This is a genomic window from Streptomyces parvus (genome assembly GCF_014648875.1).
Lineage (GTDB): Bacteria > Actinomycetota > Actinomycetes > Streptomycetales > Streptomycetaceae > Streptomyces > Streptomyces parvus.
The window spans coordinates 17,744-43,051 of record NZ_BMRY01000006.1 but is presented as its reverse complement, the minus strand read 5'-3'; the positions used below and the strand labels follow the sequence as shown (position 1 = coordinate 43,051).

At 73.8% G+C, this 25,308-nt stretch carries 17 protein-coding genes; 11 read left to right on the top strand and 6 right to left on the bottom strand.

The annotated features are described in order from the left end of the window. The first annotated feature begins 44 nt into the window (after window positions 1-44). From IE140_RS19415 to fxsA, 3 genes are all read left to right on the top strand, one after another. Window positions 45-1,691 (top strand): amidohydrolase, encoded by a 1,647-nt coding sequence (locus tag IE140_RS19415; RefSeq protein ID WP_150195004.1) that lies wholly within the window; start codon window positions 45-47, stop codon window positions 1,689-1,691. A 484-nt stretch (window positions 1,692-2,175) separates the two neighbouring features. Next, entirely contained in the window at window positions 2,176-2,943 is a 768-nt protein-coding gene (locus IE140_RS19410; protein ID WP_150196681.1) for a polyprenol monophosphomannose synthase, read from the top strand. 120 nt (window positions 2,944-3,063) lie between these two features. Beyond that, window positions 3,064-3,672, top strand: coding sequence for an FxsA family membrane protein (gene fxsA, locus IE140_RS19405; protein ID WP_150196682.1), 609 nt, complete (start codon window positions 3,064-3,066; stop codon window positions 3,670-3,672). A 136-nt stretch (window positions 3,673-3,808) separates the two neighbouring features. Here the strand turns inward: fxsA and IE140_RS19400 are convergent, their stop codons facing one another. The 4 genes from IE140_RS19400 to yczE all read right to left on the bottom strand — a co-directional run bounded on the left by IE140_RS19400 (window position 3,809) and on the right by yczE (window position 7,347). Next, complete coding sequence (locus tag IE140_RS19400; protein ID WP_003959706.1) at window positions 3,809-4,183, bottom strand: RNA polymerase-binding protein RbpA; 375 nt, start codon at window positions 4,181-4,183, stop codon at window positions 3,809-3,811. A 265-nt stretch (window positions 4,184-4,448) separates the two neighbouring features. Continuing rightward, window positions 4,449-5,822 carry an MFS transporter gene (locus IE140_RS19395; protein ID WP_150196683.1) on the bottom strand — a complete coding sequence of 458 codons (1,374 nt, stop codon included), beginning with the start codon at window positions 5,820-5,822 and terminating at the stop codon, window positions 4,449-4,451. Between the two features lie 47 nt (window positions 5,823-5,869). Next, entirely contained in the window at window positions 5,870-6,631 is a 762-nt protein-coding gene (locus IE140_RS19390; protein ID WP_150196684.1) for a glycerophosphodiester phosphodiesterase family protein, read from the bottom strand. Beyond that, window positions 6,628-7,347, bottom strand: coding sequence for a membrane protein YczE (yczE, locus tag IE140_RS19385; protein ID WP_150196685.1), 720 nt, complete (start codon window positions 7,345-7,347; stop codon window positions 6,628-6,630). The genes IE140_RS19390 and yczE overlap by 4 nt, the downstream gene beginning before the upstream one ends. Window positions 7,348-7,449: 102 nt before the next feature. On the opposite strand from yczE, the gene IE140_RS19380 reads away from it, so the two are divergent. Then, window positions 7,450-8,949 (top strand): SCO1417 family PLP biosynthesis transcription factor, encoded by a 1,500-nt coding sequence (locus IE140_RS19380; RefSeq protein WP_093809160.1) that lies wholly within the window; start codon window positions 7,450-7,452, stop codon window positions 8,947-8,949. An 82-nt stretch (window positions 8,950-9,031) separates the two neighbouring features. On the opposite strand, the gene IE140_RS19375 is transcribed toward IE140_RS19380, so the two are convergent. Next, window positions 9,032-10,702: a hypothetical protein gene (locus IE140_RS19375; RefSeq protein ID WP_150196686.1), complete on the bottom strand. Its 1,671-nt coding sequence runs from the start codon at window positions 10,700-10,702 to the stop codon at window positions 9,032-9,034. Window positions 10,703-10,739: 37 nt separating this feature from the next. Further along, window positions 10,740-10,934, bottom strand: a complete 195-nt coding sequence (locus tag IE140_RS19370; RefSeq protein WP_006123109.1) for a hypothetical protein — start codon at window positions 10,932-10,934, stop codon at window positions 10,740-10,742. A 328-nt stretch (window positions 10,935-11,262) separates the two neighbouring features. Here IE140_RS19370 and IE140_RS36410 point away from each other — a divergent pair, with 328 nt between their 5' ends. The 7 genes from IE140_RS36410 (at window position 11,263) to IE140_RS19335 (ending at window position 25,238) form a co-directional block, all read left to right on the top strand. After that, on the top strand, window positions 11,263-11,655 hold the full coding sequence (locus IE140_RS36410; protein ID WP_006123108.1) for an ankyrin repeat domain-containing protein: 393 nt from the start codon (window positions 11,263-11,265) through the stop codon (window positions 11,653-11,655). A gap of 289 nt (window positions 11,656-11,944) precedes the next feature. Further along, window positions 11,945-13,363, top strand: coding sequence for a HEAT repeat domain-containing protein (locus IE140_RS19360; protein WP_150196687.1), 1,419 nt, complete (start codon window positions 11,945-11,947; stop codon window positions 13,361-13,363). Between the two features lie 61 nt (window positions 13,364-13,424). Next, window positions 13,425-13,997 (top strand): DUF4240 domain-containing protein, encoded by a 573-nt coding sequence (locus IE140_RS19355; RefSeq protein ID WP_093439567.1) that lies wholly within the window; start codon window positions 13,425-13,427, stop codon window positions 13,995-13,997. 58 nt (window positions 13,998-14,055) lie between these two features. Next, window positions 14,056-17,685 carry a hydantoinase B/oxoprolinase family protein gene (locus IE140_RS19350; RefSeq protein ID WP_150196688.1) on the top strand — a complete coding sequence of 1,210 codons (3,630 nt, stop codon included), beginning with the start codon at window positions 14,056-14,058 and terminating at the stop codon, window positions 17,683-17,685. Between the two features lie 70 nt (window positions 17,686-17,755). Next, window positions 17,756-19,285: a hypothetical protein gene (locus tag IE140_RS19345; RefSeq protein ID WP_032768269.1), complete on the top strand. Its 1,530-nt coding sequence runs from the start codon at window positions 17,756-17,758 to the stop codon at window positions 19,283-19,285. 100 nt (window positions 19,286-19,385) lie between these two features. Further along, window positions 19,386-20,372, top strand: a complete 987-nt coding sequence (locus tag IE140_RS19340) for a hypothetical protein (protein ID WP_150198873.1) — start codon at window positions 19,386-19,388, stop codon at window positions 20,370-20,372. Window positions 20,373-20,438: 66 nt separating this feature from the next. Further along, the gene (locus IE140_RS19335) at window positions 20,439-25,238 is read left to right on the top strand and encodes a coiled-coil domain-containing protein (RefSeq protein WP_189460579.1); all 4,800 of its coding nucleotides are present in this window, start codon (window positions 20,439-20,441) and stop codon (window positions 25,236-25,238) included. Window positions 25,239-25,308 lie beyond the last annotated feature (70 nt).

The following is a 25,308-nucleotide window of genomic DNA, read 5'->3' as shown; positions in this document are numbered from 1 at the left end:
GGGGCGCGGTCCGGGCGGCCCCCGCCAGGCGCGAGACTGGTCCCATGAGCCAGAGCACCGCCCCCCAGAGCACCCCCGACCACCGCACCGTCCTGTTGCGCGGCGGAGACGTCCACAGCCCCGCCGACCCGTTCGCCACCGCGATGGTCGTCGAACGCGGGCACGTCGCCTGGGTGGGTTCCGAAGGGGCCGCCGACGCCTTCGCGAGCGGGGTGGACGAGGTGGTCGACCTCGAAGGCGCCCTGGTCACCCCGGCGTTCACCGACGCCCATGTGCACACCACCGCCACCGGCCTGGCCCTGACCGGGCTCGACCTCTCGGGCGCCCGCACCCTGTCCGAGGCGCTCGGCCTCGTCAGGGCGTTCGGCCAGGGCCGCGCCCCCGGGGACGTCCTGCTCGGACACGGCTGGGACGCCGCCCGCTGGCCCGAGCGCCGTCACCCCTCGCGTGCCGAACTCGACGAGGCGGCCGGCGGCCGGGCCCTCTACCTGCCGCGCATCGACGTGCACTCCGCAGTCGTCACGACGGCCCTGCTGGACCTCGTCCCCGGCGTCACCGCGATGAGCGGGTACCACCCGGACGGGCCGCTGACCGGCGACGCCCACCACGCGGTGCGGGCCGCCGCCCACAACGCGCTCCCGGCCGCCCAGCGGGCCGCGGCCCAGCGCGCCGCCCTCGACCACGCCGCCTCCCTCGGCATCGGCAGCGTCCACGAGTGCGGCGGGCCCGAGATCTCCGACGAGGGGGACTTCACCGCCCTCCTCGCGCTGGCCGCCGAGCGACCGGGACCGCGTGTCTTCGGCCTCTGGGCCGAGGAGATCGCGGACGAGAAGGACGCCCGTCGCATCCGCGAACTCGGCGCGATCGGCGCGGCCGGAGACCTGTTCGTCGACGGCTCCCTCGGCTCGCACACCGCCTGCCTGCACCAGCCCTACACGGACGCCCCGCACACCGGCACCGCCCACCTGGACGCCGCCCGGATCGCCGCCCACGTCACCGCCTGCACCGAGGCCGGCCTCCAGGCGGGCTTCCACGCCATCGGCGACGCCGCGGTCACCGCCGTGGTGGACGGGGTCAGGGCCGCCGCCCAGGCGCTCGGCCTCGACCGGATCCGGGCCGCCCGCCACCGCGTCGAACACGCCGAGATGCTCACCCCCGAGACGATCGCAGCCTTTGCGGAGCTGGGCCTCACCGCCTCCGTCCAGCCCGCCTTCGACGCCGCCTGGGGCGGCCCGGACGGGATGTACGCCGAACGCCTCGGCGCGGAGCGGGCCGCCTCCCTCAACCCGTACGCCGCGCTGCTGCGCGCCGGAGTGCCGCTCGCCTTCGGCTCCGACAGCCCCGTCACCCCGCTCGACCCCTGGGGCACCGTGCGGGCCGCCGCCCACCACCGCACCCCGGAGCACCGCGTCTCGGTCCGCGCCGGGTTCACCGCCCACACCCGGGGCGGCTGGCGGGCCATCGGCCGCGACGACGCGGGCCTCCTGGTACCCGGCGCCCCGGCCGACTACGCCGTCTGGCGGACCGCCGAACTGCTGGTCCAGGCCCCCGACGACCGGGTCGCCCGCTGGTCCACCGACCCCCGGTCCGGCACGCCCGGTCTGCCGGACCTGACCCCCGGCGCCGACCTGCCCGTCTGCCTGCGGACCGTGGTCCTCGGACAAACGGTCTACGTGCGACCGAACGAGTGACGTCAGGACATTTCGTACCACCGATCGATGGCCCGACCGCCGGTCCGCGACCTGCGACCCTTCGGCACTGACCAGGCCATTTCGGAAAAAGTCGCAGGTCGCACGGCTGTTGACAGAAAGCGCCCACGGGCCGGTAGGTTCGGCCGGGTCCACCACAGGACGTCCGACCGGTTAAACCTCCACGCAGTCGTCGAACGCCGCTGGGTCATGAGGTGGTGTGCCGCACCGGCGCACCACCGCTGGCAGCCAGGTTCAGCGCCCGCGCCTCGGGGGCGAGGGAGGGATTCAGCCGGACGGAGGGTGGGACCCGGGTGGGGCCCGGACGTTCAGTAGACAACGGCTTTCGGTCGACCCGCAGCCAGCGGGTCCCAGGTCGGCCCGAAGGGCGCCGGGCCCCGATCCGCAGTTCCGCCGTGGGGGCGCGACCTTCCGGCCGGTGCGCTGGATATGGTGTCCCCCTGTGTACGGACTCTAAGGGGCAGTAGTGAACGACGGCGGTCAGAGGCAGTTCGGCCCGCTCGGCAAGGTGCTGGTGATCATCCCGACCTACAACGAGGTCGAGAACATCAAGCCGATCGTCGACCGGGTGCGCACCGCCGTCCCGGACGCCGACATCCTGGTGGCCGACGACAACAGCCCCGACGGCACCGGCAAGGCGGCCGACGAGATCGCCGCCGCCGACGACCAGGTCCACGTCCTGCACCGCAAGGGCAAGGAAGGGCTCGGCGCCGCCTACCTCGCGGGCTTCGCCTGGGGCTCCGAGCACGGCTACGGCGTCCTCGTAGAGATGGACGCCGACGGCTCCCACCAGCCCGAGGAACTGCCCCGGCTGCTCACCGCGCTCAAGGGCGCCGACCTGGTCCTGGGCTCCCGCTGGGTGCCGGGCGGCCGGGTGGTCAACTGGCCCAAGAGCCGCGAGGTCATCTCGCGCGGCGGCAGCCTCTACTCCCGGCTCGCCCTCGGCCTCACCGTCCGGGACGTCACCGGCGGCTACCGCGCCTTCCGCACCGAGACGCTGAACGGCCTCGGGCTCGGCGAGGTCGCCTCGCAGGGCTACTGCTTCCAGGTGGACCTCGCCCGACGCGCGGTCGAGGCGGGCTATCACGTCGTCGAGGTCCCCATCACCTTCGTCGACCGGGAGGTCGGCGACTCCAAGATGAGCCGGGACATCCTCGTCGAGGCGCTCTGGCGGGTCACCGGCTGGGGAATCACCTCCCGCGCCAACAAGGTCCTGGGCCGCAAGACCCTCTGACGGCCCCCGGGACCCGCGACCGAGGGCTGCGCCGGGAACCGCGCCCGGGGCCCGCCCGCCGGTCCGCTTCATGATCACCCTCTTACGCCGTTTGCACGCCGGTACGGGCACACTGGGGGCATGACGACCGGCACTCCGCCCCCGACCCGTCCCCGGCGCTCGCGCGCCCGTAGATTCCTGCCGCCGGCCCTGGCCGCCTGGCTGGTCCTGGAGATCTGGCTCCTGACCCTGGTCGCCTCGGCCGCGGGCGGCCTCGTGGTCCTGTTGATCCTGGTGGCCGGGGCCGCGCTCGGCACCGTGGTCATCAAGAGCGCCGGCCGGCGCGCCTTCAAGAACCTCACCGAGACCCTCCAGCAGATGCCGGGACAGCCCGGCGCTCCCGCCACGCCGCCGGGTGCCCCCGCCGGCGGCAGCGGCACCCGGGGCAACGGGCTGCTGATGCTGGGCGGGCTGCTGCTCCTGATCCCCGGACTGATCTCGGACGCGGCCGGGCTGCTCCTGCTCGTACCGCCGGTGCGCACCATGATCAGCCGTTACGCGGAGCGCTCGCTGGAACGCCGGATGCGGGAGGCGACGCCCGGCAGCCTCGGGGACGCGTTCCAGCAGGCCAGGATGCACCGCCCGGACGGCAAGGTCGTCCAGGGCGAGGTCATCCGCGACGACGGCCCCCGGACGCCCGGCGGACCCGACGACGCCCCCCAGGACCGGCGCCCGCCCCTCACGCCCTGAGACCGGAACCACGGGCCTCACGCCCCGAGGGCCCCGCGCCCTGGTGGCCTACCGCACAAGAGCCGCGGGCCGTGACACATGTTCTGTGTCACGGCCCGCGGCTCTTGGTGCTGTGCTGCTGTGCGGTGTTACGCGGTCAGGCAGACTTCCTGCTGTCCCGCGGGTGCACGGCGATGTTCATGGCTCCGGAACGGAGAACCGCCAGCCTCTCGGCCAGCACCTCTTCCAGCTCCTCGCGGGTGCGCCGCTCCATGAGCATGTCCCAGTGCGTGCGCGCCGGCTTGCCCTTCTTCTCTTCGGGGCCGTCCCCGTCCACCAGGAGTGCCTGGGCGCCGCACGCCTTGCACTCCCACTCCGGCGGAATCTCTGCCTCTACCGAGAACGGCATCTCAAAACGATGTCCGTTCTGGCATGCGTACTCCACCGCCTGGCGCGGGGCCAGATCGATGCCGCGGTCCGTCTCGTAGCTGGTAACCACAAGTCGCGTGCCGCGGAGAGCTCGCTCACTCATGAATCGTGCCTCCCGGGCTTGTCGCCCACAGGACAAAATGTCGCTGTCGTCGTCATCCGGTCAACGTCCGGTCGGCGGTAAAGATTCCCGTTGCGGGTCATACGTCGCCCGTCGTGCCGCTGCTTTATCTGGGTTGAGTACCCGCCCATGCCCGGTTTGTCACCTCTGGTGGATGTTGTCACCCAACGGTTGAACCGCTTCCACTGGCAGTAACGGTCCTCCGGGCAGGCCAAAGACGTATACTACCGGCCTTTGACTTCAACGTCTAAATCCGTTCCGGCACGGGGTTGCCCGCGGCCTCCACCGCGCGCCTCACCGGGACCCGCGCGAGCAGCACCGCGCCGAGGGCGAAGAACGCCACCAGCGAGATGATCGCGTCCCGGTAGCTGCCGGTCAGCTGGTACGCCAGACCGAACACCAGGGGCCCCAGCCAGCTCAGACCGCGGTCGCTCATCTCGTACGCGGAGAAGTACTCCGCCTCCTTGCCGCGCGGCACCAGATGCGAGAACAGCGACCGGGACAGGGCCTGGCTCCCGCCCAGCACCAGCCCGATCGCCGCCGCCAGGACGAAGAAGAACACCGGCGCGTCGGCGGGCAGCAGATAGGCGGAGAGCAGGATCAGGGTCCATACGATCAGCGACCCCAGAATCGTGCGCTTCGCGCCGTACGTACGGGCGAGCCGCCCCATGCCGAGCGCCCCCGCCACCGCCAGGATCTGCACCAGCAGCACCGCGACGATCAGCGTCGTCTGGTCCAGGCCCAGCTCCTCGGAGCCGTACAGCGAGGCCTGCGAGATCACCGTCTGGATCCCGTCGTTGTAGACGAGATAGGCCAGCAGGAACGAGAGCGTGAGCGGGTGGCGCCGCATGTCGCGCAGGGTGGCCCGCAGCTGCTTCCAGCCGGAGCCGACCGCCCCCTCGCCGTCCGGCCGCACCCGGCGGTCGCGCAGCCGGCGCAGCGGTACGAGGGTGAACGCGCCCCACCACACGCCGGCCGAGGCCAGACAGATCCGCACCGCGTCGGACTCCGCGAGCCCGAAGGAGTCGTGACCGGTGTACAGGATCAGATTGAGGACCAGGACGAGGGCCCCCGAGGTGTAGCCGAAGGCCCAGCCGCGCGAGGAGACCGCGTCGCGCTCCTCCGGCTCGGCGATCTGAGGCAGATAGGCGTTGTACAGGACCATCGACACGGAGATCGACGCGTTCGCCACGATCAGCAGGAAGGCGCCCAGCAGATAGCGGTGGCCGTCCAGGAAGAACATCCCGGCCGTCGCCGCCGCCCCGGTGTACGCGGCCGCCGCCAGCAGCGGCTTCTTGCGCCCCGTACGGTCGGCCGCCGCGCCCACGATCGGCATCAGGATCACGGCCACCACGATGGACGCCGAGACGGAGTACGCGAACAGCGAGCCCGCGCGCACGGGTATGCCCAGCGGGTGCACAAAGCCGTCCGGGTCCGCCGCGGCCTTGGCGACCGACGTCAGATACGGACCGAGGAAGACGGTCAGCACGCTGGTGGAGTAGACGGAGCACGCGAAGTCGTAGAAGTACCAGCCCTGCTGCTCGCGCTTGCGGGCGGCGGCCGAGGTGCCGTCCGGCGGCTGCCCCGAAGGATCGGCCTTCCCCGCTGTCCCCGTGTTCATCCCCGCGTCCCCTCGCTCGTCCCCGGTGGACGTGGACGGACCGGGCGTCAGGACCAGGCCCCCCGCTCGCTCAGCACCGTACGCAGCGTCTCGATGTGATCGGTCATGATGCCATCCACTCCGAGGTCCAGGAGCGCCGCCATCCGCTCCGGTTCGTTCACCGTCCAGACGTGCACCTGGAGCCCCAGCGCGTGCGCCGTGCGGACGAAGCGGGCGTCCACCACCGGGACGGGGCCCTGCCGCTCGGGGACCTGCGCGCAGACCGCGCCCGCGCGCAGCGGCGCCGGGATCCCGTACGAACGCAGCCGCAGCGCGAGGACGCCCCCCACCCCGTACGACGTCGCCAGCCGGGGACCCGCCAGTCGCTGTGCGCGGGCCACCCGCGCCTCCGAGAACGAGCCGACACAGATCCGGTCCCAGGCGTCGGTCCGGCGGATCAGCCCGAGCAGCGGCGCCAGCGCCGATTCGGCCTTCAGGTCCACGTTCCAGCGGGCCTCGGGGAACTCCTCCAGCAGCTCCTCGAAGAGCGGGAGCGGTTCGCCGCCCCCGACCCGGGCCCGGCTCACCTCGCTCCAGGGGAGTTCGGCGATCCGGCCCCGGGCGTCGGTGACCCGGTCCAGCGTCGTGTCGTGGAAGGCGACCAGCCGGCCGTCCGCCGTGGTGTGGACGTCGGTCTCGAAGTAGCGGTAGCCCGCGTCCCACGCCCGGCGGAAGGCGGTCACGGTGTTCTCCACACCGTCCGCCGCCCCGCCGCGATGGGCGAAGGCGATCGGCGTCGGATGGTCCAGATAGGGGTGGCTCGGCTTCACTGCGGCAGTATGGCCTGCCCGGACGTCGGAGCGGCAACGGGCCCGGAACCGGCGGCCGGCGCGGGGGTGGACGGCTCGCCCGAGGCGACGGTGACACCCGGGCCGGAAGCCTCGGGGAGCGCGAACAGCCGCAGGAACAGCTGGGCCAGCGGGCCGATGGCCAGCGCGTACAGCACCGTGCCCGCCCCCAGCGAACCGCCCAGCAGGAAGCCGGTCACCACGACCGCCACCTCGATCGCCGTCCGGACCAGCCGGATCGAGCGGCCGGTGATCTGGTTCAGCCCGGTCATCAGACCGTCCCGGGGGCCGGGGCCGAACCGGGCCGCGATGTACAGCCCGGTCGCCACGCCGTTGAGGACGATGCCGAGCACCAGCACCGGGATACGGACGGCGAGCGCGTCCAGGTCGCCGACCACCGCGAGCGTCCCGTCCATCGCGAGACCGACCACGAAGACGTTCGACACGGTGCCGAGCCCCGGCCGCTGGCGCAGCGGGATCCACAGCAGCAGCACCACCGCCCCCACGATGATCGACACCACGCCGATCGAGATCCCGGTCAGCTCCGCGAGGCCCTGGTGCAGCACACCCCACGGCTCCAGACCCAGCCCCGCGCGCACCAGGAGCGCGGAGCTCGCCCCGTACAGCGCCAGACCGACGTACAGCTGGACCAGCCGCCGGGTGAGATGAGTGGTGCTCCGGTCGGTGGTCCTGGCCACGTTGTGCCCCCTGATGTAGTGATGGTGGACTGCTTCATGTCACTCTGTGGCAGGGGATCGGCCACCAACTATGGCCAATTCGAGGAAGGTGGACTGATTTCGATGGCGCAGTGGACATCGACGGTGGGAGCGGCCCAGCTCGCCCGGCAGCTCCGGTCACAACAGGCCCGGCCCACCGGCCCCGGCGGCCGCAAGCCGCCCGCGTACCGCGCGCTCGCCGACGGCGTACGGCTGCTCGTCCTGGAAGGCCGGGTTCCGGTCGCCGCCCGGCTCCCCGCCGAACGCGAACTGGCCCTCGCCCTGTCGGTGAGCCGCACGACCGTCGCCGCCGCCTACGAGGCCCTGCGCGCCGAAGGGTTCCTGGAGTCGCGGCGCGGCGCGGGCAGCTGGACCGCCGTCCCGGCCGGCAACCCGCTGCCCGCCCGCGGCCTCGAACCGCTGCCGCCGGAGTCGCTCGGCTCGATGATCGACCTGGGCTGCGCGGCCCTGCCCGCGCCCGAGCCCTGGCTGACCCGGGCGGTTCAGGGGGCGCTGGAGGAGCTGCCGCCGTACGCCCACACGCACGGCGACTACCCGGCCGGGCTGCCCGCCCTGCGGCAGATGATCGCCGACCGCTACACCGCCCTCGGCATCCCGACCATGCCCGAACAGATCATGGTCACCACCGGCGCGATGGGCGCCATCGACGCGATCTGCCACCTCTTCGCGGGTCGCGGCGAACGGATCGCGGTCGAGTCCCCCAGTTACGCCAACATCCTCCAGCTCATGCGCGAGACGGGCGCCCGACTCGTCCCGGTCGCGATGCAGGAGGGGCTCGGCGGCTGGGACATGAACCGCTGGCGCCAGGTGCTGCGGGACGCCGCACCCCGGCTCGCCTATGTGGTCGCCGACTTCCACAACCCCACCGGCGCGCTCGCCGACGAGCAGCAGCGCCGCGATCTGGTGGAGGCGGCCCGGTCCGCCGGAACGGTCCTCGTCGTCGACGAGACCATGAACGAACTCCGCCTGGACGCCGACATCGACATGCCGCGCCGGGTCTGCGCCTTCGACCCGGCCGGCAGCACGGTCCTCACCGTCGGCTCGGCCAGCAAGGCCTTCTGGGCCGGTATGCGCATCGGCTGGGTGCGCGCTGCCCCGGACGTCATCCGCAGCCTGGTCGCCGCCCGCGCCTACGCCGACATGGGCACGCCCGTCCTGGAACAGCTCGCCATCAACTGGCTGATGAGCACCGGCGGCTGGGAACAGGCCGTCGAGGTCCGGCGGAGCCAGGCCCGGGAGAACCGGGACGCCCTGGTCGCGGCTGTGCGCCGGGAGCTGCCGGACTGGGAGTTCACCGTGCCGCGCGGCGGGCTGACACTGTGGGTGCGCACCGGCGGTATCTCCGGGTCGCGGCTGGCCGTGGCGGGCGAACGCGTCGGCGTCCGCGTGCCGTCAGGCCCTCGCTTCGGGGTCGACGGCGCCTTCGAGGGGTACGTACGGCTGCCGTTCACGGTGAGCGGGCCGGTCGCGGACGAGGCGGCCGTACGACTGGCCGCGGCGGTCGACCTGGTGCGCTCCGGGGCGGGCGCGGGGGCAGACACCCCGCGCTCCTTCGTGGCCTGAGGGCCGGCACGACGACGGCGGGCGGGGAGCGGACCATCAGGCCCGCTCCCCGCCCGCCGTGCTGCTGTTCGCGTGCGCCCGCTCAGCTCTCGGCGCCCGCCGGCTGCGCCTTCGCCAGCGGCTCGCCCGGCCGCGCCTCGCCGACCATCGCCTCCACCGGAACGGCCGCCGTTTCCGCGGCCACGGGCACCGGTGCCGTCGCCGGGCCCTCGTCGGCGGGCTCCGGCACGGGCGCCGCCTCCATCGGGTCGCCCCGGCCGGGCAGCAGGTCGAGCACCGCCTGCCGGTGCGCGTCGCTCGTCGCGTCGTCGTACGGGTCCGGGGTGGCGGGCACCTGGAGCCGTAGGACCGGTCCCGCGCCGAGCCGGACGTAGCCGCGGCCCGCGGGGACCTCGGGCGGGGGAGTGGTGTGCGGCCCTGCGCCGAGGACGGCCTCGATCTGCTCGGGGGAGGCCGGTCCGAGGACGGCGCGGGCGCGGGTGTGGGTCCGGACGGTCTCCGTGAGGGTGTCCAGCGCGTCGAACTGCTCGGCCAGCACGACGGTGACCTGGGCGGCCCGGCCGTGCCGCAGCGGGATCCGGAGCAGCTCCTGCGGGTCGGGCCTGCCGTCGGCCGCCGCGAGATGACCGAGGACACCGGGGCGGTCCAGCAGGATCCACAGCGGGCGGCGGATGTCGTCCGGCGCCGGACGGCCGCTCTGCCGGGCCAGATTGGCGGTGATCAGGCGGCGCTCCGTCTCGTGCGCCGCCCACTCCAGGGTGGCCAGCGCCCCGCCGAGCCCGGACTCCACGGCGAGGACGCCGTTGCGGCCGGTGAGAGCGGCGTACTCGCCGCTCCCGCCGCCGTCGACGATGATCACGTCGCCGTTCTGGAGGGCCTGGAGGGCGATCGAGCGGACCAGGGTCGTGGTGCCGCCGCCGGGCTGTCCGACGGCCAGCAGATGCGGTTCGGTGGAGCGGCCGCCGGTCCGCCAGACGACGGGCGAGGCGTCCACCGTGGTGTCGCCGTCGAGCACGGGGACGGTGCGCGAGACGGAGTCCGGGTCGGTGAAGCCGAGGACCGTCTCACCGGGGGCGGTGACGAAGCGCTGGGCGGCGACCGTCGTGGAGAGGGCGTCCAGCACGGTCAGGACGAGACGGTTGGCCTCCTCGTCCCAGCCGAAGTGGTACTCGCGGCCCCGGCCGGACTTGGTGTGGAGCAGCTGCTCGATCCGCGAGCGGGCGGCGGCCTCGCCGTCCGTGAAGTACGCGGGGTAGGAGATCCGGAGGCGGGTGAGCCGCCCGTCCTGGTCGAAGGCGTACGCGTCGAAGGCCTTCGACCAGTCGCCGCCGTGCGCGAACAGCGGATCGGGGTCGTCGGCCGTGGAGAAGTACGGCACGAGCGCCTCGTACAGGGACCGCAGACGCGCGGTCTCGGACTCGTCGGGCCCGGTCCGCACGGGGGTCCGCTCCCGCCCCTTCCACGCGGCGGCGCCCATCACCGTGATCAGGGCCAGGATCGGCCCGTACGGGACGAGCGCCACCACCAGCACGCAGGCCGCGCCGAGGAACAGCTTGGGACCACGCCGTTCCTTGGGGGTGGCGACCCACTTCTGCCGGCCTGACACGGCCAGCAGCCGCAGTCCGCGGACCACCGTGATCAGCGGATGGAGGACATCGGTGGCACTGTCGGCGGCCGTGCGCGCGATCTCTCTGCTGCGAGTGATCGAAGCGCTGCCGCTGCTCAGAATGCGGGGGAGTGGTCGCCGGGCCACGTCGGTCTCCTGAAGGGGTGGGAGCGGTTGCGGAGCGTCAGAACTTGATCCCGCCCAGCAGGCCGGCGAGGCTCGCCCCGCCCGCCGTGATGCTCGGGGCGATGGCGGTGCCGGCCAGGTAGAAGCCGAACAGGGCGCAGACGATGGCGTGGGAGGCCTTGAGCCCGTCCTTCTTGAAGAACAGGAAGACGATGATGGCGAGCAGGACCACGCCCGAGATGGAAAGGATCATGAGCGGTTCTCTCCTGGTTGAAGGGGACAGTCACCATGAGTCCTTCCATGATCACGGGAAGTATCTATACGACAAAAGGTGCAATCGAGTGAATATCCCGCGCTTTCACTTGACTGGCTCACAGAAGTCGGCCCCCGGGGAGCGGCATCACCCGGTCCGTGCCGGGCAGGATCAGCCGCGGTGATCCCTTGCCGTATCCGGGCCGGGTCATGTCGGCCCGGGAGCAGTACCCTGTCGATTCACTCGTACGGCCCCCCGCCGTACTCCCCACCAGGTCAACCACGGCGGTGAGCCGTGGCAGCAGTCAAAGGAAGGCGGCTTTGTCCCGATGAGCGAAACCCCCGATCCCGAGGTGGTCGAGCTGGCGACCAAGGTCTTCGACCTGGCCCGCACCGGCGACACCGAGGCCCTCACCGCGTACGTCGAGGCCGGAGTCCCCGCCAACCTCACCAACGACCGGGGCGACACGCTCCTGATGCTCGCCGCCTACCACGGGCACGCCGCCACGGTCGCCGCCCTCGTCGCCCGCGACGCCGACCCGGACCGGGCCAACGACCGGGGCCAGACCCCGCTGGCCGGAGCCGTCTTCAAGGGCGAGGACGCCGTCATCGACGCCCTGCTCGCCGCCGGCGCCGACCCGGCCGCCGGAACACCGTCCGCGCTGGACACGGCCCGGATGTTCGGCAAGTCCGACCTGCTGGAACGCTTCGGTGCGCGGTGAGACACCGGCGGGGGCGCCGCTGGGCGCGTCCGCCGTGGGCTTCGCTGACCGGTCCGTCGTAAATGTGGTCGCGGTGGCGAAATGGCTGGGTCATCATGACGTCGCGGGCCCGCTCAGGGCCACCGACGAGAGGCAGAGGAAGATGCTCTACACCAGGCGAAAGACGGCGGTCGGCCGATCATGTCACTGCGCGGCGTAGCGGTGTCCCCCGGACACCCCCACGTGCCGAGAGGCACGGGGCACTGCACAGTCCCGGTTGCGTCGACAGCTTGATGTGAGGCTTTCTCCCATGTTCGATCCGTTCATAGCGCCGAGCGGCACCCTGCTCGGCCTGCTGCAGAGGGGCCGCGGCGACGGCACGCTCCACGCGCTCGCCGCACCACGCCCCGAGGCCCTCGCGGCCCTCAACCACTGCGTCGTGAGCGACCCCCGCCACGACTGGCAGGTGGAGAACCGCTCCCTCTACTACGCCCGTCTCTACCTCGACCTCGACGGCGGTATCGAGGAGATCGAGCGGCACCTCGCCGATCCCGACGACCACATCGATACCGACGACTCCCGCACGGGTCTGGCGCTCTCCGTCCTCGGCCACCTCGCCTCCTACGGACGCGACGACGCCCTGGCCCTGCTCCGCCGCTACGCGGCCACCGGCGCCAACTGGGCCTGGGCCCTGGACGAGCTGGCCCTGCGCGACGACGACGCCGGCCTGCGCTCCCTCGCGCTGCCCGTCCTCGCCCGCTTCCCGGTCACCGACGAGGGCGCGGCCGACCTCGCCGCCGCCGTACGCGACTCCTTCGAGCCGCGACCCTGGCGGCTTTGGGCCGACGACCCTCGCGAAGCGGTCGGCGCCCGTGTCCGGGCCGCCGGCGAACAGGGCTCGTTCGACCGATGGCAGCGCCAGATGCGCCCCGGGGGCCCCCGCCCCGGCTGGAGCGTCCAGGCCGTCTTCGACTGGGCCCAGCAGGCCCTGGAACGCGGCAGCGAACTGCACGTCCCCGCGGCCCGCTGCCTCACCGCCGTCGCCGGACCCGACGACCTTCCCCAGATCGTCGAGGCCGCCCGCAGCGGCCCCGAAGGCGCCCGCTGCGCCGCCCTGCACTACCTCGCGGAAGCCGCCGAACCCGTCGTCCTCGACCTCATCGAGGCCGCCGCCGTCAGCCCCTCCCGCACCGTCGCCCACACCGCCATCGCCGCCTTCGAGCGGATGACCGGCGACGACGCCGTCGAACGGGCCAGGCGCTGGGCCCACCGCCCCGACGCCCTCGGCGCCTCCGCCGCCGGAGTGCTCGCCTGCCGAGGCACCGCCCAGGACGCTCCCCAAGTCCTCGGCGCGCTCCGGGAGGCCGTACGCGGCGACGGACCCGACGCCCCCCGGCTGTGGACCCTCGTCGACGGAGCCGGCCGCCTCGGCATCGCCTGCGCGGCCCCCGTCCTGCGCCACGTCTACCGCGAGACGTCCTCCTCGCACCTGCGGGGCAGGGCCGCCCGCGCCCTGGCCGCCACCGACCCGTCCTTCGCGACCGGATTCGCGGTGGAGTGCCTCTGGGACTGCGAGGAGACCACTCGCGAGGTGGCCGCCCTGCACGCCGAGACCGGCGACATCCGCGTCGCCGAACGCCTGCGCCGCCTCGCCGCCGACCCGGCCGAGGAGGCCGAGGTCCAGACGGCGGTGCGCAGCCGGATCGGGCCGGACGCGTCGGCCGTCTGAGGCCAGGGACCGAGAACGGAGGAGGAGGGTCGTTGTCAGACCCTCCTCCTACGCTTTTCCCATGGACAGCAACGAGTGGTGGGGGCTCGTCGAACGGGCTCGTGACGTTGTCGGGGACCGGGCGGACGACCGGGACGCGCCCGACGATCCGCTGCCGGGCGCGCTGACGGACGTGCTCGCCGCCCTGGAGCCGGAACGGATAGCGGCGTTCGCCGTCACGGCGGTCGGGGTGACCGATTCCGCCTACCGGTGGCCCGTCTGGAACGCGGCCTACCTCATCGAGGGCGGCTGCGGCGACGACGGCTTCATGGACTTCCGCGACGGGCTCGCCCTGCTCGGGCGGGAGACCTTCACCCGGGCGGTCGCCGATCCCGACTCCCTGGCCGGTCTGCCGGTGGTGGTCCGGATGGGCCGAGGCGAGCGAGGCTGGATCGGATACGAGTCGCTGAGCGCGCCGGTGACCGAGGCCTACCGGCGTGTCCGGGGCGAGACCGACTCGCTCGACGCGGCGGTGGAGGCGGCGCTGCGCGAGCGGATACGCCCGGCGGCACCGGAGGGCGAGAGCTGGGACGCCGAGGACGACGAGGCGAACCGCAGGCGGCTGCCCCGGCTGGCGGCGCTCTTCCTGGACTGAGAGCCCCGCCAGTACTTCCGCTCCTGCGAGGTCATGGGCGCGGGCACAGAATGGCGCCATGACCGGACGCTGGGAGTTCTGGATCGACCGGGGCGGCACCTTCACCGACATCGTGGGCCGCCGCCCCGACGGCCGGCTGATCACCCGCAAGCTCCTCTCCCACGACCCCGGCCGCTACGACGACGCGGCCGTCGCCGGAATCAGGCTGCTCCTCGGCCTGGACCCCGGCGAACCGGTGCCCGCCGACCGGGTCGCCGCCGTCCGGATGGGCACCACCGTCGCCACCAACGCCCTGCTGGAGCGGCGGGGCGAACCGACCGTCCTGCTGATCACCGAGGGCTTCCGGGACGCGCTGCGCATCGCGTACCAGAACCGGCCGCGCCTCTTCGACCGGCACATCGTCCTGCCCGATTCCGTCCACGAGCGCGTGATCGAGGTCCCCGAACGCATCGACGCCCACGGCCGCACCGTACGGCCCCTGGAGCTCGCGTCCGTACGCGAACAACTGCGTGCCGCCCACGCCGAGGGGCTGCGCAGCGCCGCCGTCGTCCTCATGCACGGCTACCGCCACCCCGCCCACGAACGGGCCGTCGCCGAGGCGGCCCGGGAAGCGGGCTTCACCCAGGTCAGCAGCTCCCACGAGGTCAGCCCGCTGATCAGGCTCGTCCCCCGGGGCGACACCACGGTCGTCGACGCCTACCTCTCACCCGTCCTCGGCCGGTACGTCGACGAGGTCGCCGCCCGCCTCGACGGGATCCGGCTGATGTTCCTCCAGTCCAACGGGGGGCTGCGCGAAGCCACCCGTTTCCGGGGCAAGGACGCAGTCCTCTCCGGACCGGCCGGAGGCGTCGTCGGCATGGTCCGCACCTCCCAGCAGGCCGGCCACGACCGGGTCATCGGCTTCGACATGGGCGGCACCTCCACCGATGTGTCGCATTACGCCGGGGAGTTCGAACGCGAACTGGGGACGCAGGTCGCCGGGGTCCGGATGCGTGCCCCGATGATGAGCATCCACACCGTCGCGGCCGGCGGCGGCTCCGTCTTGCACTTCGACGGCAGCCGCTACCGCGTCGGCCCCGACTCGGCCGGCGCCGCCCCCGGCCCCGCCTGCTACCGCCGGGGCGGCCCCCTCACCGTCACCGACGCCAACGTGATGCTCGGCCGCGTCCAGCCCTCCCACTTCCCGGCGGTCTTCGGCGCGGACGGCGACCTTCCACTCGATGCCGACCACGTACGCGAACGGTTCACCGAGCTCGCCGACGAGGTGGGGCGCGCCACCGGAAGCCGGCCGGACGAGGCGGAGGCGGCGGCCGGCTTCCTGGAGATCGCCGTGCTCAACATGGCCAACGCCGTCAAGAAGATCTCCGTGCAGCGCGGCCACGACGTCACCCGCTACGCGCTGACCGGTTTCGGCGGCGCGGGCGGCCAGCACGTCTGCGCGGTCGCCGACGCGCTGGGCATCGGCACCGTCCTCGTCCCCCCGCTCGCCGGGGTGCTCTCCGCGTACGGCATCGGCCTGGCCGACGCGACCGCGATGCGCGAGCAGTCGGTGGAGGAACAGCTCGACACGGCCTGCCGGGAGCGGGTGGAGCGGCTCTGCGCCGAGCTGGCCGACCGTACCCGCGAAGCGCTGCGCGCGGACGGAGTGCCCGACTCCGCGATCACCACCCGCGCCCGGATCCTGCTCCGGTACGCGGGGACGGACGCGGCGCTTCCGGTGGACCCGGACACGGAGGCCGCCATGGCCGAGGAGTTCGCGGCCGCCCACCGGGCCCGTTTCGGCTTCAGGATGGACAAGCCCCTCGTCGTCGAGACGGTCTCGGTGGAAGCCACCGGGGCGACCGGGGTCACGGACACCACGGGGACCCTCGACGCGACCGATGGCAGCGCGCCCGTCACCGGCTCCGACCCTCACGACGCCTCACCGCCCCCGGCCGACACCGTGGACCTGTACGCCGAGGGGCGGTGGCAGCGCGCCCCGCTCCATCGGCGGGCGGACCTGCACGTCGGCGCCACCGTCACCGGGCCCGCGATCGTCGCCGAGGACGACTCCACCACCGTCGTCGACCCCGGCTGGCAGGCCGCAGCGGCCCCCACCGGACATCTCGTCCTCACCCGCGGCAGCCCCCGCCCCGAACGCACCGCCGTCGGCACCCGAGTGGACCCCGTGCTGCTGGAGGTCTTCAACAGCCTCTTCATGTCCATCGCCGAGCAGATGGGCGTCCGCCTGGAGAACACCGCCCACTCCGTCAACATCAAGGAACGCCTCGACTTCTCCTGCGCCCTGTTCGACGCCGAGGGCAACCTGATCGCCAACGCCCCGCACATCCCGGTCCATCTCGGCTCCATGGGGGAGTCGATCAAAGAGGTCCTGCGGCGCAACGAGGGCACCCTGCGCCCCGGCGACGTGTACGCCGTCAACGACCCGTACCACGGTGGCACCCACCTGCCCGACGTCACCGTGGTCACGCCCGTCTTCGACGAGGGGAAGCTCCGGTTCCTGGTCGCCTCGCGCGGCCACCACGCCGAGATCGGCGGCACCACCCCCGGCTCCATGCCCGCCTTCAGCCGGACGATCCACGAGGAGGGCGTCCTCTTCGACAACTGGCTGCTCGTCCGCGACGGCCGGCTGCGCGAGGAGGAGACCCGGAACCTGCTCGCCTCCGCCCCGTACCCCTCCCGCTCCCCGGACACCAACCTCGCCGACCTGCGCGCCCAGATCGCCGCCAACGAGAAGGGCATCGCCGAACTGCGACGGATGACCGACCAGTTCGGGCCCGACGTCGTGGACGCCTACATGGGGCACGTCCAGGACAACGCCGAGGAGTCCGTACGCCGCATCGTCGCCGGACTCCACGACGGCCACTGCCGCTACGAGACCGACAGCGGCGCCGTGATCCAGGTCCGCCTCACCGTGGACCGGGACGCCCGCGGCGCCCACCTCGACTTCACCGGAACCTCCCCCCAGCAGCCCGGCAACGCCAACGCGCCCCGCTCCGTCGTCATGGCCGCCGTCCTCTACGTCTTCCGCACCCTCGTCGGAGCGGACATCCCGCTCAACAGCGGCTGCCTCAAACCCCTGGACGTGACCATTCCGCCCGGCTCGATGCTCGACCCCAGCTACCCGGCGGCGACCGTCGCGGGCAACGTGGAGACCTCCCAGGCGGTCACCGGAGCCCTGTACGGGGCGATCGGCGGCCAGGCCGAGGGCTCGGGGACCATGAACAACCTCACCTTCGGCAACGACCACGTCCAGTACTACGAGACGATCGCCAGCGGCTCCGGAGCGGGGGACGGCTTCGACGGCGCCGACGCCGTGCAGACCCATATGACCAACTCCCGGCTCACCGACCCCGAGATCCTGGAGTGGCGGCTGCCGGTCCGCCTGGAGTCCTTCGCCGTACGGGAGGACAGCGGGGGGACGGGCCGGTGGCACGGCGGCCACGGCGTCGAGCGCCGCATCCGCTTCCTGGAACCCGTCACGATCGCCCTGCTCTCCGGCCACCGCCGTGTCCCGCCGTACGGAGCCGGCGGCGGGGAGCCGGGAGCGCTCGGGGAGCAGCACATCGAGCGGGCGGGCGGCGAGGTCGTCCCGCTGGAGGGCTGCGACACCGCCGAACTGGAGGCCGGAGACGTGCTCGTGGTGCGCACACCGGGCGGCGGGGGCTACGGCCCCGCAGGGTCGTAGCCCCCGTACGGGACCGGTCGCATAAACGCCGTTTCGACCGTTGTCAGTGCGAGGACCTAATCTGTCCCACGTGACTTCGCCTGCCAACACGGACACCGCTGCGCCGCAGCTCAGCGCGGGGCCGCGGCCTGCCCCGGGCCCCGCCGCCGACGAGGGGCTCTCGCGGCGGCTGCGCGCGCTGGCGTGCACGGCGCCGCTGCACGACCTGGACGTCCGCAAGGCGAATCTGGCCGGCGAGTACACGGTGTACGCCATGGCGGAGGTCGCCCTCGCCGCGATCGACCACGTCACGCTCAACATGGACTTCGACACCGGGGCCGACCACGACCAGATAGTGGCCAGGCTGCTGCCCCGCGTCGCCGCCCAGGCCCCCGACCGCCCCGTCGCCGAGCACGAACGGGTCGCCCGCTGGGTCCTGGAGAACCTGATCAACGTCGGCAGCGTCGACCGCGGCTTCCGCGCGGTCTACGGCACCTTCAACACCGACGGGGTCTACGTCCGCCGCGACTACGACTTCAAGCTGATCGAGGAGGTCCCCGGCCACGGTGGCACGGTCTACCTCCGCGCCACCGACGAAGCGGTCAACGTCCTCGTCGGCGCGCTGGACACCGATGTCACCAGCGCCCAGATCGCCGCCGAGGTGAAGCTGGAGGTCCTCATCAGCCGGGGCCGCCTCGCCGACGCCCAGCTCGCCGCCGAACAGGCCCGCTACCGCACCGTGCAGTACGCCGAGACCCTGCGCCGCACCCTGGAGGCGACCCGGCGCAACGTCCGCGCCGTCGACTGGCTCCACACCGTCCCGGACATGATCGCCGAGGCCCTCGACCACGTGGCCGACCGCTACCGCCACGAGAACGCGATCCTCACCAACATCCGCAAGGCCCGCGACGAGGCCGAGGACCCCGAGCACAAGCGCCGGGCCGCCGAGCTCGTCGACATCGTCAAGGACTGCATCCGCCGCCACACCCAGCTCCAGTCCCGGCTGCTGGAGGCGGGCCCCCTCTTCCGCGCGGAGCAGGACCGGCAGGCCTTCGCGCCGCCGGCCCCCCACGCGGGCCTCGATCTGTACGGGCAGCTCCTCGCCCCGCTCCTCCCGCTCCCCGTCGAGCAGTCCACCCGGGCCACCGACGCGTTCTTCGCCCACGGCACCGGACTGCGCACCCCCACCTCCGTACGGATCGGGGACCTGGTCGACCTGCTGCTCACCCCGCCGCTGGAGCGCGAGCACCTGGGCGCGGAGATGCCCGAGCCCGATCTGATCGCCACCCCCGACGACAGCCGGTTCAGCGAGGAGCAGCTCGCCCGCGCCATGACCCTGCTCGACCTGGAGCACGACGCCCCGCGCCGGCTCTCCGGACTGCTCGCCGAGGCCCGACGCACCGGCGACACCGACCTGCCGTACCTGGTCGCCCTGCTCGCCGTCCACGCCGCCAGCCCGCCCGTCGGCACCGCCTACCGCCAGGGCGAGCGGCGCCTGCTCTTCGCCGTGGACGACGGTGCGGAGCTGGACGACCCCGAGTTCGGCGGCGCCGACCTCATCGTGGGCACCGCGCTGCTGGACGCCGTCGGCATGGCCGCCGACCGCCAGGAGGCCTCGTGACCGGCCCCGCCCGCCCCGCGCCCTCCGCCGCCTCTCCCGTCGCGGCCGGCCCAGCCCGCCCTCCGCACCCGCACCACGTCCGTACCGAGGAGTCCCAGCCGTGAGCGACCACGACGCCGAGCACCCCGACGCGTGGACCGAGCCCTCCGCGCACACCGGCCCCGCCACGACGTACGCGGCTCCCTCCACGGCGTACGGGCCCGACTCCGCGCACACCTCTCCGTACCCCGGCTCTCCACACGCCGCCGAGCCCGCCGGACAGACCGCCGTCACCCCGGCCGACGCCGCTGACGCCGCCCGGCTCGTCTCCTTCGGGCTCCAGCCCAAGCTGCTGCCCGCCCGTGACGCCGAATACGCCGACCTCCTGCGGCGCTACCGGGAGGAGAGCGCCTTCGCCCGGCTCGCCGACGCCGTCGCCACCGGCCTCGGCCTCGTCGTCCTGGAGGTCTCCCCGCGCGCCGGGATGGCCGTCACGGCGGGCGAGGACTCCGTCTTCGCCGTCCGCATGGGCGACTACGCCCGCCGCGCCTCCTCCGACGCCGCCGACCGCTTCCTGCACGGCCTCGCCCACCTCGCCGTCGCCGCCCTCGCCTTCCCCCGCCCCGAGGACCTCGCCGACGACGCGTACATCGGCCGCATCACGGTCAACGGCGTCGACGCCTTCGTACGCCAGGCCTGCCGACGGCTGGAGGAGCGCGCCGAGGAGCAGGGCGACAACACCGACCCCGTCAGCGACGCCCCCGGGCTCGAAGCCGGCTGGCGGATCTACGCGCGCCGCAGCTCCACCGGCGCCACCAAGGACGCGCGCCGGCTCGCCGGATCCACCACCGGCATCATCGGCAAGGCCGTCGCCTTCCTCACCGACTCCGGCTTCCTCCAGCGCACCGGCGACGACGCGGGCGGCGCCTACCGCACCACCGCCCGCTACCAGCTCCAGGTCCGTGACCTGGCGGGCAGCGCCGCCATGGCGGAACTGCTGGAGCTCGGCGTCGTCCCCGTCACCGACGGCTCCGCCACCCTGCTGCCGCCGCCCGACCCCGACAGCGTGGAGCTGGCCGCCGACGCGGGCCTGCCCTTCCACTCCTGACCCCGACCGACCCGCACACCCCCCGCCGCTCCACCCCCGCTCACCGAACGACGAGAGTCCGCCGCCATGTACGAGTTGTCCCGGGTCCGCCTCTACTCCATCGGGCCTGCCGGTGCGCGCTACGCCGACACCGTCCTCGACCTGCGCGGCGTCGGCGCACCCGTCCCCAACCCCGCCCCCGCCCAGGCGGAGTTCTTCGAGGACGAGCCGGTCGGCCCGCCCCGCCGCCCCGCGCCCGCGGGCGTCCTCTTCCTGGAGAACGGCGGCGGCAAGTCCGTCCTGCTCAAGCTGATCTTCTCGGTGATGCTCCCCGGCCACCGCAACACCCTCGGCGGGGCCAGCTCCGGCGTGCTGCGCAAGTTCCTCCTGGCCGACGACTGCGGGCACGTCGCCCTGGAGTGGCAGCACACCCTCACCGGGGAGTGCGTCGTCGTCGGCAAGGTCAGCGAATGGCGGGGCCGCCAGGTCTCCAACGACCCGCGCAAGTTCGCCGAGGCCTGGTATTCGTTCCGGCCCGGACCCGGGCTCAGCCTGGACAGCCTGCCCGTCGCCGAGGCCTCCGCCGTGGGCCGCCCCGCCGAAGGCGTCTCCGGCGCCCGAGGCAGGCGGCGCACCATGAAGGGCTTCCGCGACGCGCTGACGGACGCGGGCAAGTTCTACGCGCACCTCGACGTGCACTGGGAAGAGATCCACGACCGCTGGAACGAACACCTCGGCGACCTCGGCCTCGACCCCGAACTCTTCCGCTACCAGCGCGAGATGAACGCCGACGAGGGCGAGGCCGCCGGCCTCTTCGCGGTGAAGAAGGACTCCGACTTCACCGACCTCCTGCTCCGCGCCGTCACCGACACCCGCGACACCGACGGGCTCGCCGACCTGGTCAGCGGCTTCGGCAACAAACTGGGCCGCCGAGCCGAGCTGACCGCCGAACGCGACTTCACCGCGGGCTCCGTCGACCTCCTCGGCCGGATCGTCGAGGCCACCGACACCCGCACCCGGGCCCGCGACATCCACGCCGGGGCCGAGCGCCGCACCCGCACCCTGGCCCGCCGGCTCTCCGCCCGTGCCGCCGAGGAGCGCGGCCGCACCGCCGAGCTGGCCGAACGCGTCACCGCCGCCGCCCACACCGTCACCGAAGCCGAGTCGACCCGGGGCCGCCGCGCCCTGATCGCCGCCGAACTGGCCTACCGGCACGCCTCACTGGCCCTGACCGCCGCCGAGAAGAGCGCCACCGCAGGACGCAAGGAGCTGGTCGAGGCCCGCACCCTGCACTCCGCCTGGCAGGCCGCCGAAGCCGTCCTGCGCCACCGCGCCGCCGCCGACCGCTCCGCCAGGGTCGCCGCCGCCATCCGCGAGGCCGAACGCGACGCCGCCCCCGCCCTCGCCGCCCGCTCCGCCGCCGCCACCGACCTCGTCCGCGCCCTGCACAAGGCCGCCGAGGAGGGCGAACGCCTCGCCAACGAGGAGGAGGAGCGCTCCGACACCCTCCAGGCCACCGGTGAACGCGCCCACCGGGACGCGACGGTCGCCGCCACCGAGGCCCAGCGCGCCCGCAGCGAGGCGGGGCATCTGCGCCAGCGCCTCGCCGAGGTCGGCCAGGAGACCGCCGAAGCCGTCCGGGCCGGCTGGCTCGACGACACCGCGCCCGACGCCGACCCCGCCCGCGCGGCCCTCGCCGCCAGCGACGCCGAACAGTCCGCCGTCGCCGCCTGGGACACCGCCCGTGAAGCCGCCCGCTCCGCCGCCGACACCGCCCGCGAGGCGGCCGCCGCCGAGAGCCGCGCCGAACTGGCCGCCGCCCGCGCCGCCGACGGCGCCAAGGCCGCGGAGCGGGCTTACGAGGACGAGCACCTGGCCGCCGCGTCGATCGCCGCCGACCCCCGCCTCGCGGACCTGCTCGGCCTGCCCTCGGGCACCGGCGTCCCGCACCCTCGCCGGGAGTCCTTGGACGGGACGCCGGGCCAGGACCAGGGCACCGCCCGCACCACCCCCACCGGCGACGACACCACGACGACCGGCCACCGGAGCGACGGCACGGGCACCGCGCCGGACTCCTCCCCGGACCGCGCCGTCGCTCTCGCCGACCAGCCGGCCAACGCCCAGCAGCCCCTGACCGCCGAGGAGTTCGACCGCAGCGCCGACGAACTGCGCGACCTCCTCGATCAGTCCGTCGCCGCCGCCGAACGCCGCCTCTTCGACCTGCGCACCGCCGCCGCCGACGACGCCCGCATCCTCGGCGCGCTCGGCGAGGGCGGGCTGCTGCCGCCCGGCCCCGACGTCCTGGCCACCGTCGAATATCTCGGCGAGCACGGCATCCCCGCCCTGCCCGGCTGGCGCTACCTCGCGCAGGCCGTCGACCCCGCCGACCACGCCGCCGTCCTCGCCGCCCGCCCCGAACTCGTCGACGGCGTCGTCATCACCGACCCCGACGCCCACACCCGCGCCCGTGAAGTCCTCGCCGGGGCCGCCCTGCTGCCCCGCTCGGCCGTCGCCGTCGGAACCGCCGCCGCTCTCCTCGCCCCCGTCCCGGCCCCCGGCACCGGCTCGGAGTCCGCGAGCGACGGCGTCTTCCTCGTCCCGCCGAACCCGGCCATGCACGACGAACACGCCGCCGACGAGGAGCGCCACGCGCTGCGCAGCCGCGCCGCCGCCCGCGACGAGGACATCCGGACGCTGGCCGCCCGCCTCTCCGGCGACCGCGCCCTCGCCTCACGCATCGGCTCGTGGCGTGCCGACTGCCCGCCCGGCATGCTCGCCGAACTGGCCGAGGCCGCCGCCACCGCCCGTACGGCAGCCGAGAGCGCCGAAGCAGTCCTCGCCGAGGCCCGCACCGCCCGTGCCGAGGCCGACGAGGCCGCCGCCGACACCGCCCGGGTCCGCGACGAACGCCAGGAGGCCGCCCAGCGGGCCCGCCGCGCCGCCGACGCCCTCGCGGGACTCGCCCACCGGCTCCGCGAGCGCTCCGGCTGGCAGGCCCGCCTGCGCGAACTGGCCGACGAGGCCGCCGAGTCCGAGGCCCGCGCCGCCGTCTGCCTCGACCTCGCCCGCGCCGCCGACGAGGACCGACGCGCCGCCCAGCGCGCCGGGGACGACGCCCACCGCACCGCCCGCGCCCTGCGGGCCGAGCGTGCTGAGATCGCCGGCGTCCCCGAAGTCCTCCCCGAGGAGGACGAGGCGAAGGCCCGCACCGCCCTGCCCACCCTGCGCGAGGCCTACCGGGCCGCGTCCCAGCTGTACGAGAAGGTCGGCGTCGGCGCCGACCTGCGCGCCGAACAGGCCCGCGCCGAGAGCGACGAGAGCGCCGCCCTGGCCGAGCTGGACCGCCTCACCAACAAGGTCCGCACCCGCGCCGCCCAGCTCCTGGAAGGGACCGACGGAGCCGACGGCCCGTCCCGCCAGGCCGCCGCCGCCCGCGCCGAAGCACACGTCCAGCTCCTGGAGACCCGCGCCTCCAACGCCAGCGAGCACCTGGGACGGCTGCGCGGCGAAGCCGAACGGCTCGCCCCCGACGACGACCGCCCCCACCACACCGAGCTGCCGGACGACCTGGTCCCGGCCGACGCCGAAGGGGCCCAGGCCCTCCTGCGTACCGCCAACGCCGAACTGGCCGACGCCACCGCCACCCTGGACACCGCCCGCGCCGCCCACAGCGAGCTGTTGCACGCCCACCGCACCGCCGAGGACTCCGCCGGCGGCTTCGACGAGACCGCGGCCCTCCTGCGGGACCTCCTGCGCGACCACGGCGCTGAAGAGGAGACCGAGGGCCCCGACCCGTACCCCGGCAGTCTGGAGGAGGCCCGGCAGTCCGCCGCCGAGTCCCGCCGCTCCCTGCGCGGCTGCAACGCCGACCTGTCGGCCGCCGAAAGCGCCGTGAGGGAAGCGAGCGACATCCTCGTCCGACACGCCAACTCCACCCGGTACGAACAGGTCCGCACCCCCGCCCGCCAGCAGATCCGCGAACTGCCCGCCTCCGCGCTGCCCGAGCACGCCCGCAAGTGGGCCGACGCCTTCGCCCCCCGGCTGCGCGTCCTCACCGACGAGCTCGTCCAGCTGGAGCGCAACCGCGACTCGATCGTCGACCGGCTGCGCGGACTCGTCGAGTCGGCGCTCACCACCCTGCGCTCCGCCCAGCGGCTGTCCCAGCTCCCCGAAGGACTGGGGGAGTGGTCGGGGCAGGAATTCCTCCGCATCCGCTTCGAGGAACCCGACCAGGCCACCCTCACCGAGCGCCTCGGCGAGGTCATCGACGAGGCCACCAGCGCCGCCCTGAAGAAGAACTCCGATCTGCGGCGGGACGGCATGTCCCTGCTGCTGCGGGGGGTCGAGGCGGCCCTGCGGCCCAAGGGCATCGCGGTGGAGATCCTGAAGCCGGACGCCGTGCTGCGCGCCGAGCGCGTACCCGTCGGGCAGATGGGCGACGTCTTCTCCGGCGGCCAGCTGCTCACCGCGGCCATCGCCCTCTACTGCACGATGGCCGCGCTGCGCAGCAACGACCGGGGCCGCGACCGCCACCGGCACGCGGGCACCCTGTTCCTCGACAACCCGATCGGCCGCGCCAACGCCACGTATCTGCTGGAGCTCCAGCGGGCCGTGTCGGACGCGCTGGGCGTCCAACTCCTCTACACGACCGGCCTGTTCGACACGACCGCGCTTGCCGAGTTCCCCCTCGTCATCCGGTTGCGCAACGACGCCGACCTGAGGGCCGGGCTGAAGTACATCAGCGTGGAGGAGCATCTGCGGCCCGGTCTGCCGCAGCAGGACCCGGAGGGCGAGACGGTCCACGGCGAGATCACGGCGACCCGGATGTTCAAACGGAGCGAGCAGACCACCGCCGAGACCCCGGCCACCCCGGAGACCGAGGCGTAACCGCCGGACCGGGAGCAGCGGGCGGCTGCCCGCCGGGCCGACCACGGCCGCCGGCCGTTCGAGCGCGGGC

Bases quoted from the DNA above. Each gene is read 5' to 3' on its own strand.
- IE140_RS19415 (WP_150195004.1), top strand. From the start codon at position 45: ATGAGCCAGAGCACCGCCCCCCAGAGCACCCCCGACCACCGCACCGTC.
- IE140_RS19335 (WP_189460579.1), top strand. From the start codon at position 20,439: ATGTACGAGTTGTCCCGGGTCCGCCTCTACTCCATCGGGCCTGCCGGT.
- IE140_RS19400 (WP_003959706.1), bottom strand. From the start codon at position 4,183: ATGAGTGAGCGAGCTCTCCGCGGCACGCGACTTGTGGTTACCAGCTAC.
- IE140_RS19355 (WP_093439567.1), top strand. From the start codon at position 13,425: ATGGACAGCAACGAGTGGTGGGGGCTCGTCGAACGGGCTCGTGACGTT.
- IE140_RS36410 (WP_006123108.1), top strand. From the start codon at position 11,263: ATGAGCGAAACCCCCGATCCCGAGGTGGTCGAGCTGGCGACCAAGGTC.
- IE140_RS19370 (WP_006123109.1), bottom strand. From the start codon at position 10,934: ATGATCCTTTCCATCTCGGGCGTGGTCCTGCTCGCCATCATCGTCTTC.
- IE140_RS19380 (WP_093809160.1), top strand. From the start codon at position 7,450: ATGGCGCAGTGGACATCGACGGTGGGAGCGGCCCAGCTCGCCCGGCAG.
- IE140_RS19360 (WP_150196687.1), top strand. From the start codon at position 11,945: ATGTTCGATCCGTTCATAGCGCCGAGCGGCACCCTGCTCGGCCTGCTG.
- fxsA (WP_150196682.1), top strand. From the start codon at position 3,064: ATGACGACCGGCACTCCGCCCCCGACCCGTCCCCGGCGCTCGCGCGCC.
- IE140_RS19395 (WP_150196683.1), bottom strand. From the start codon at position 5,822: ATGAACACGGGGACAGCGGGGAAGGCCGATCCTTCGGGGCAGCCGCCG.
- IE140_RS19350 (WP_150196688.1), top strand. From the start codon at position 14,056: ATGACCGGACGCTGGGAGTTCTGGATCGACCGGGGCGGCACCTTCACC.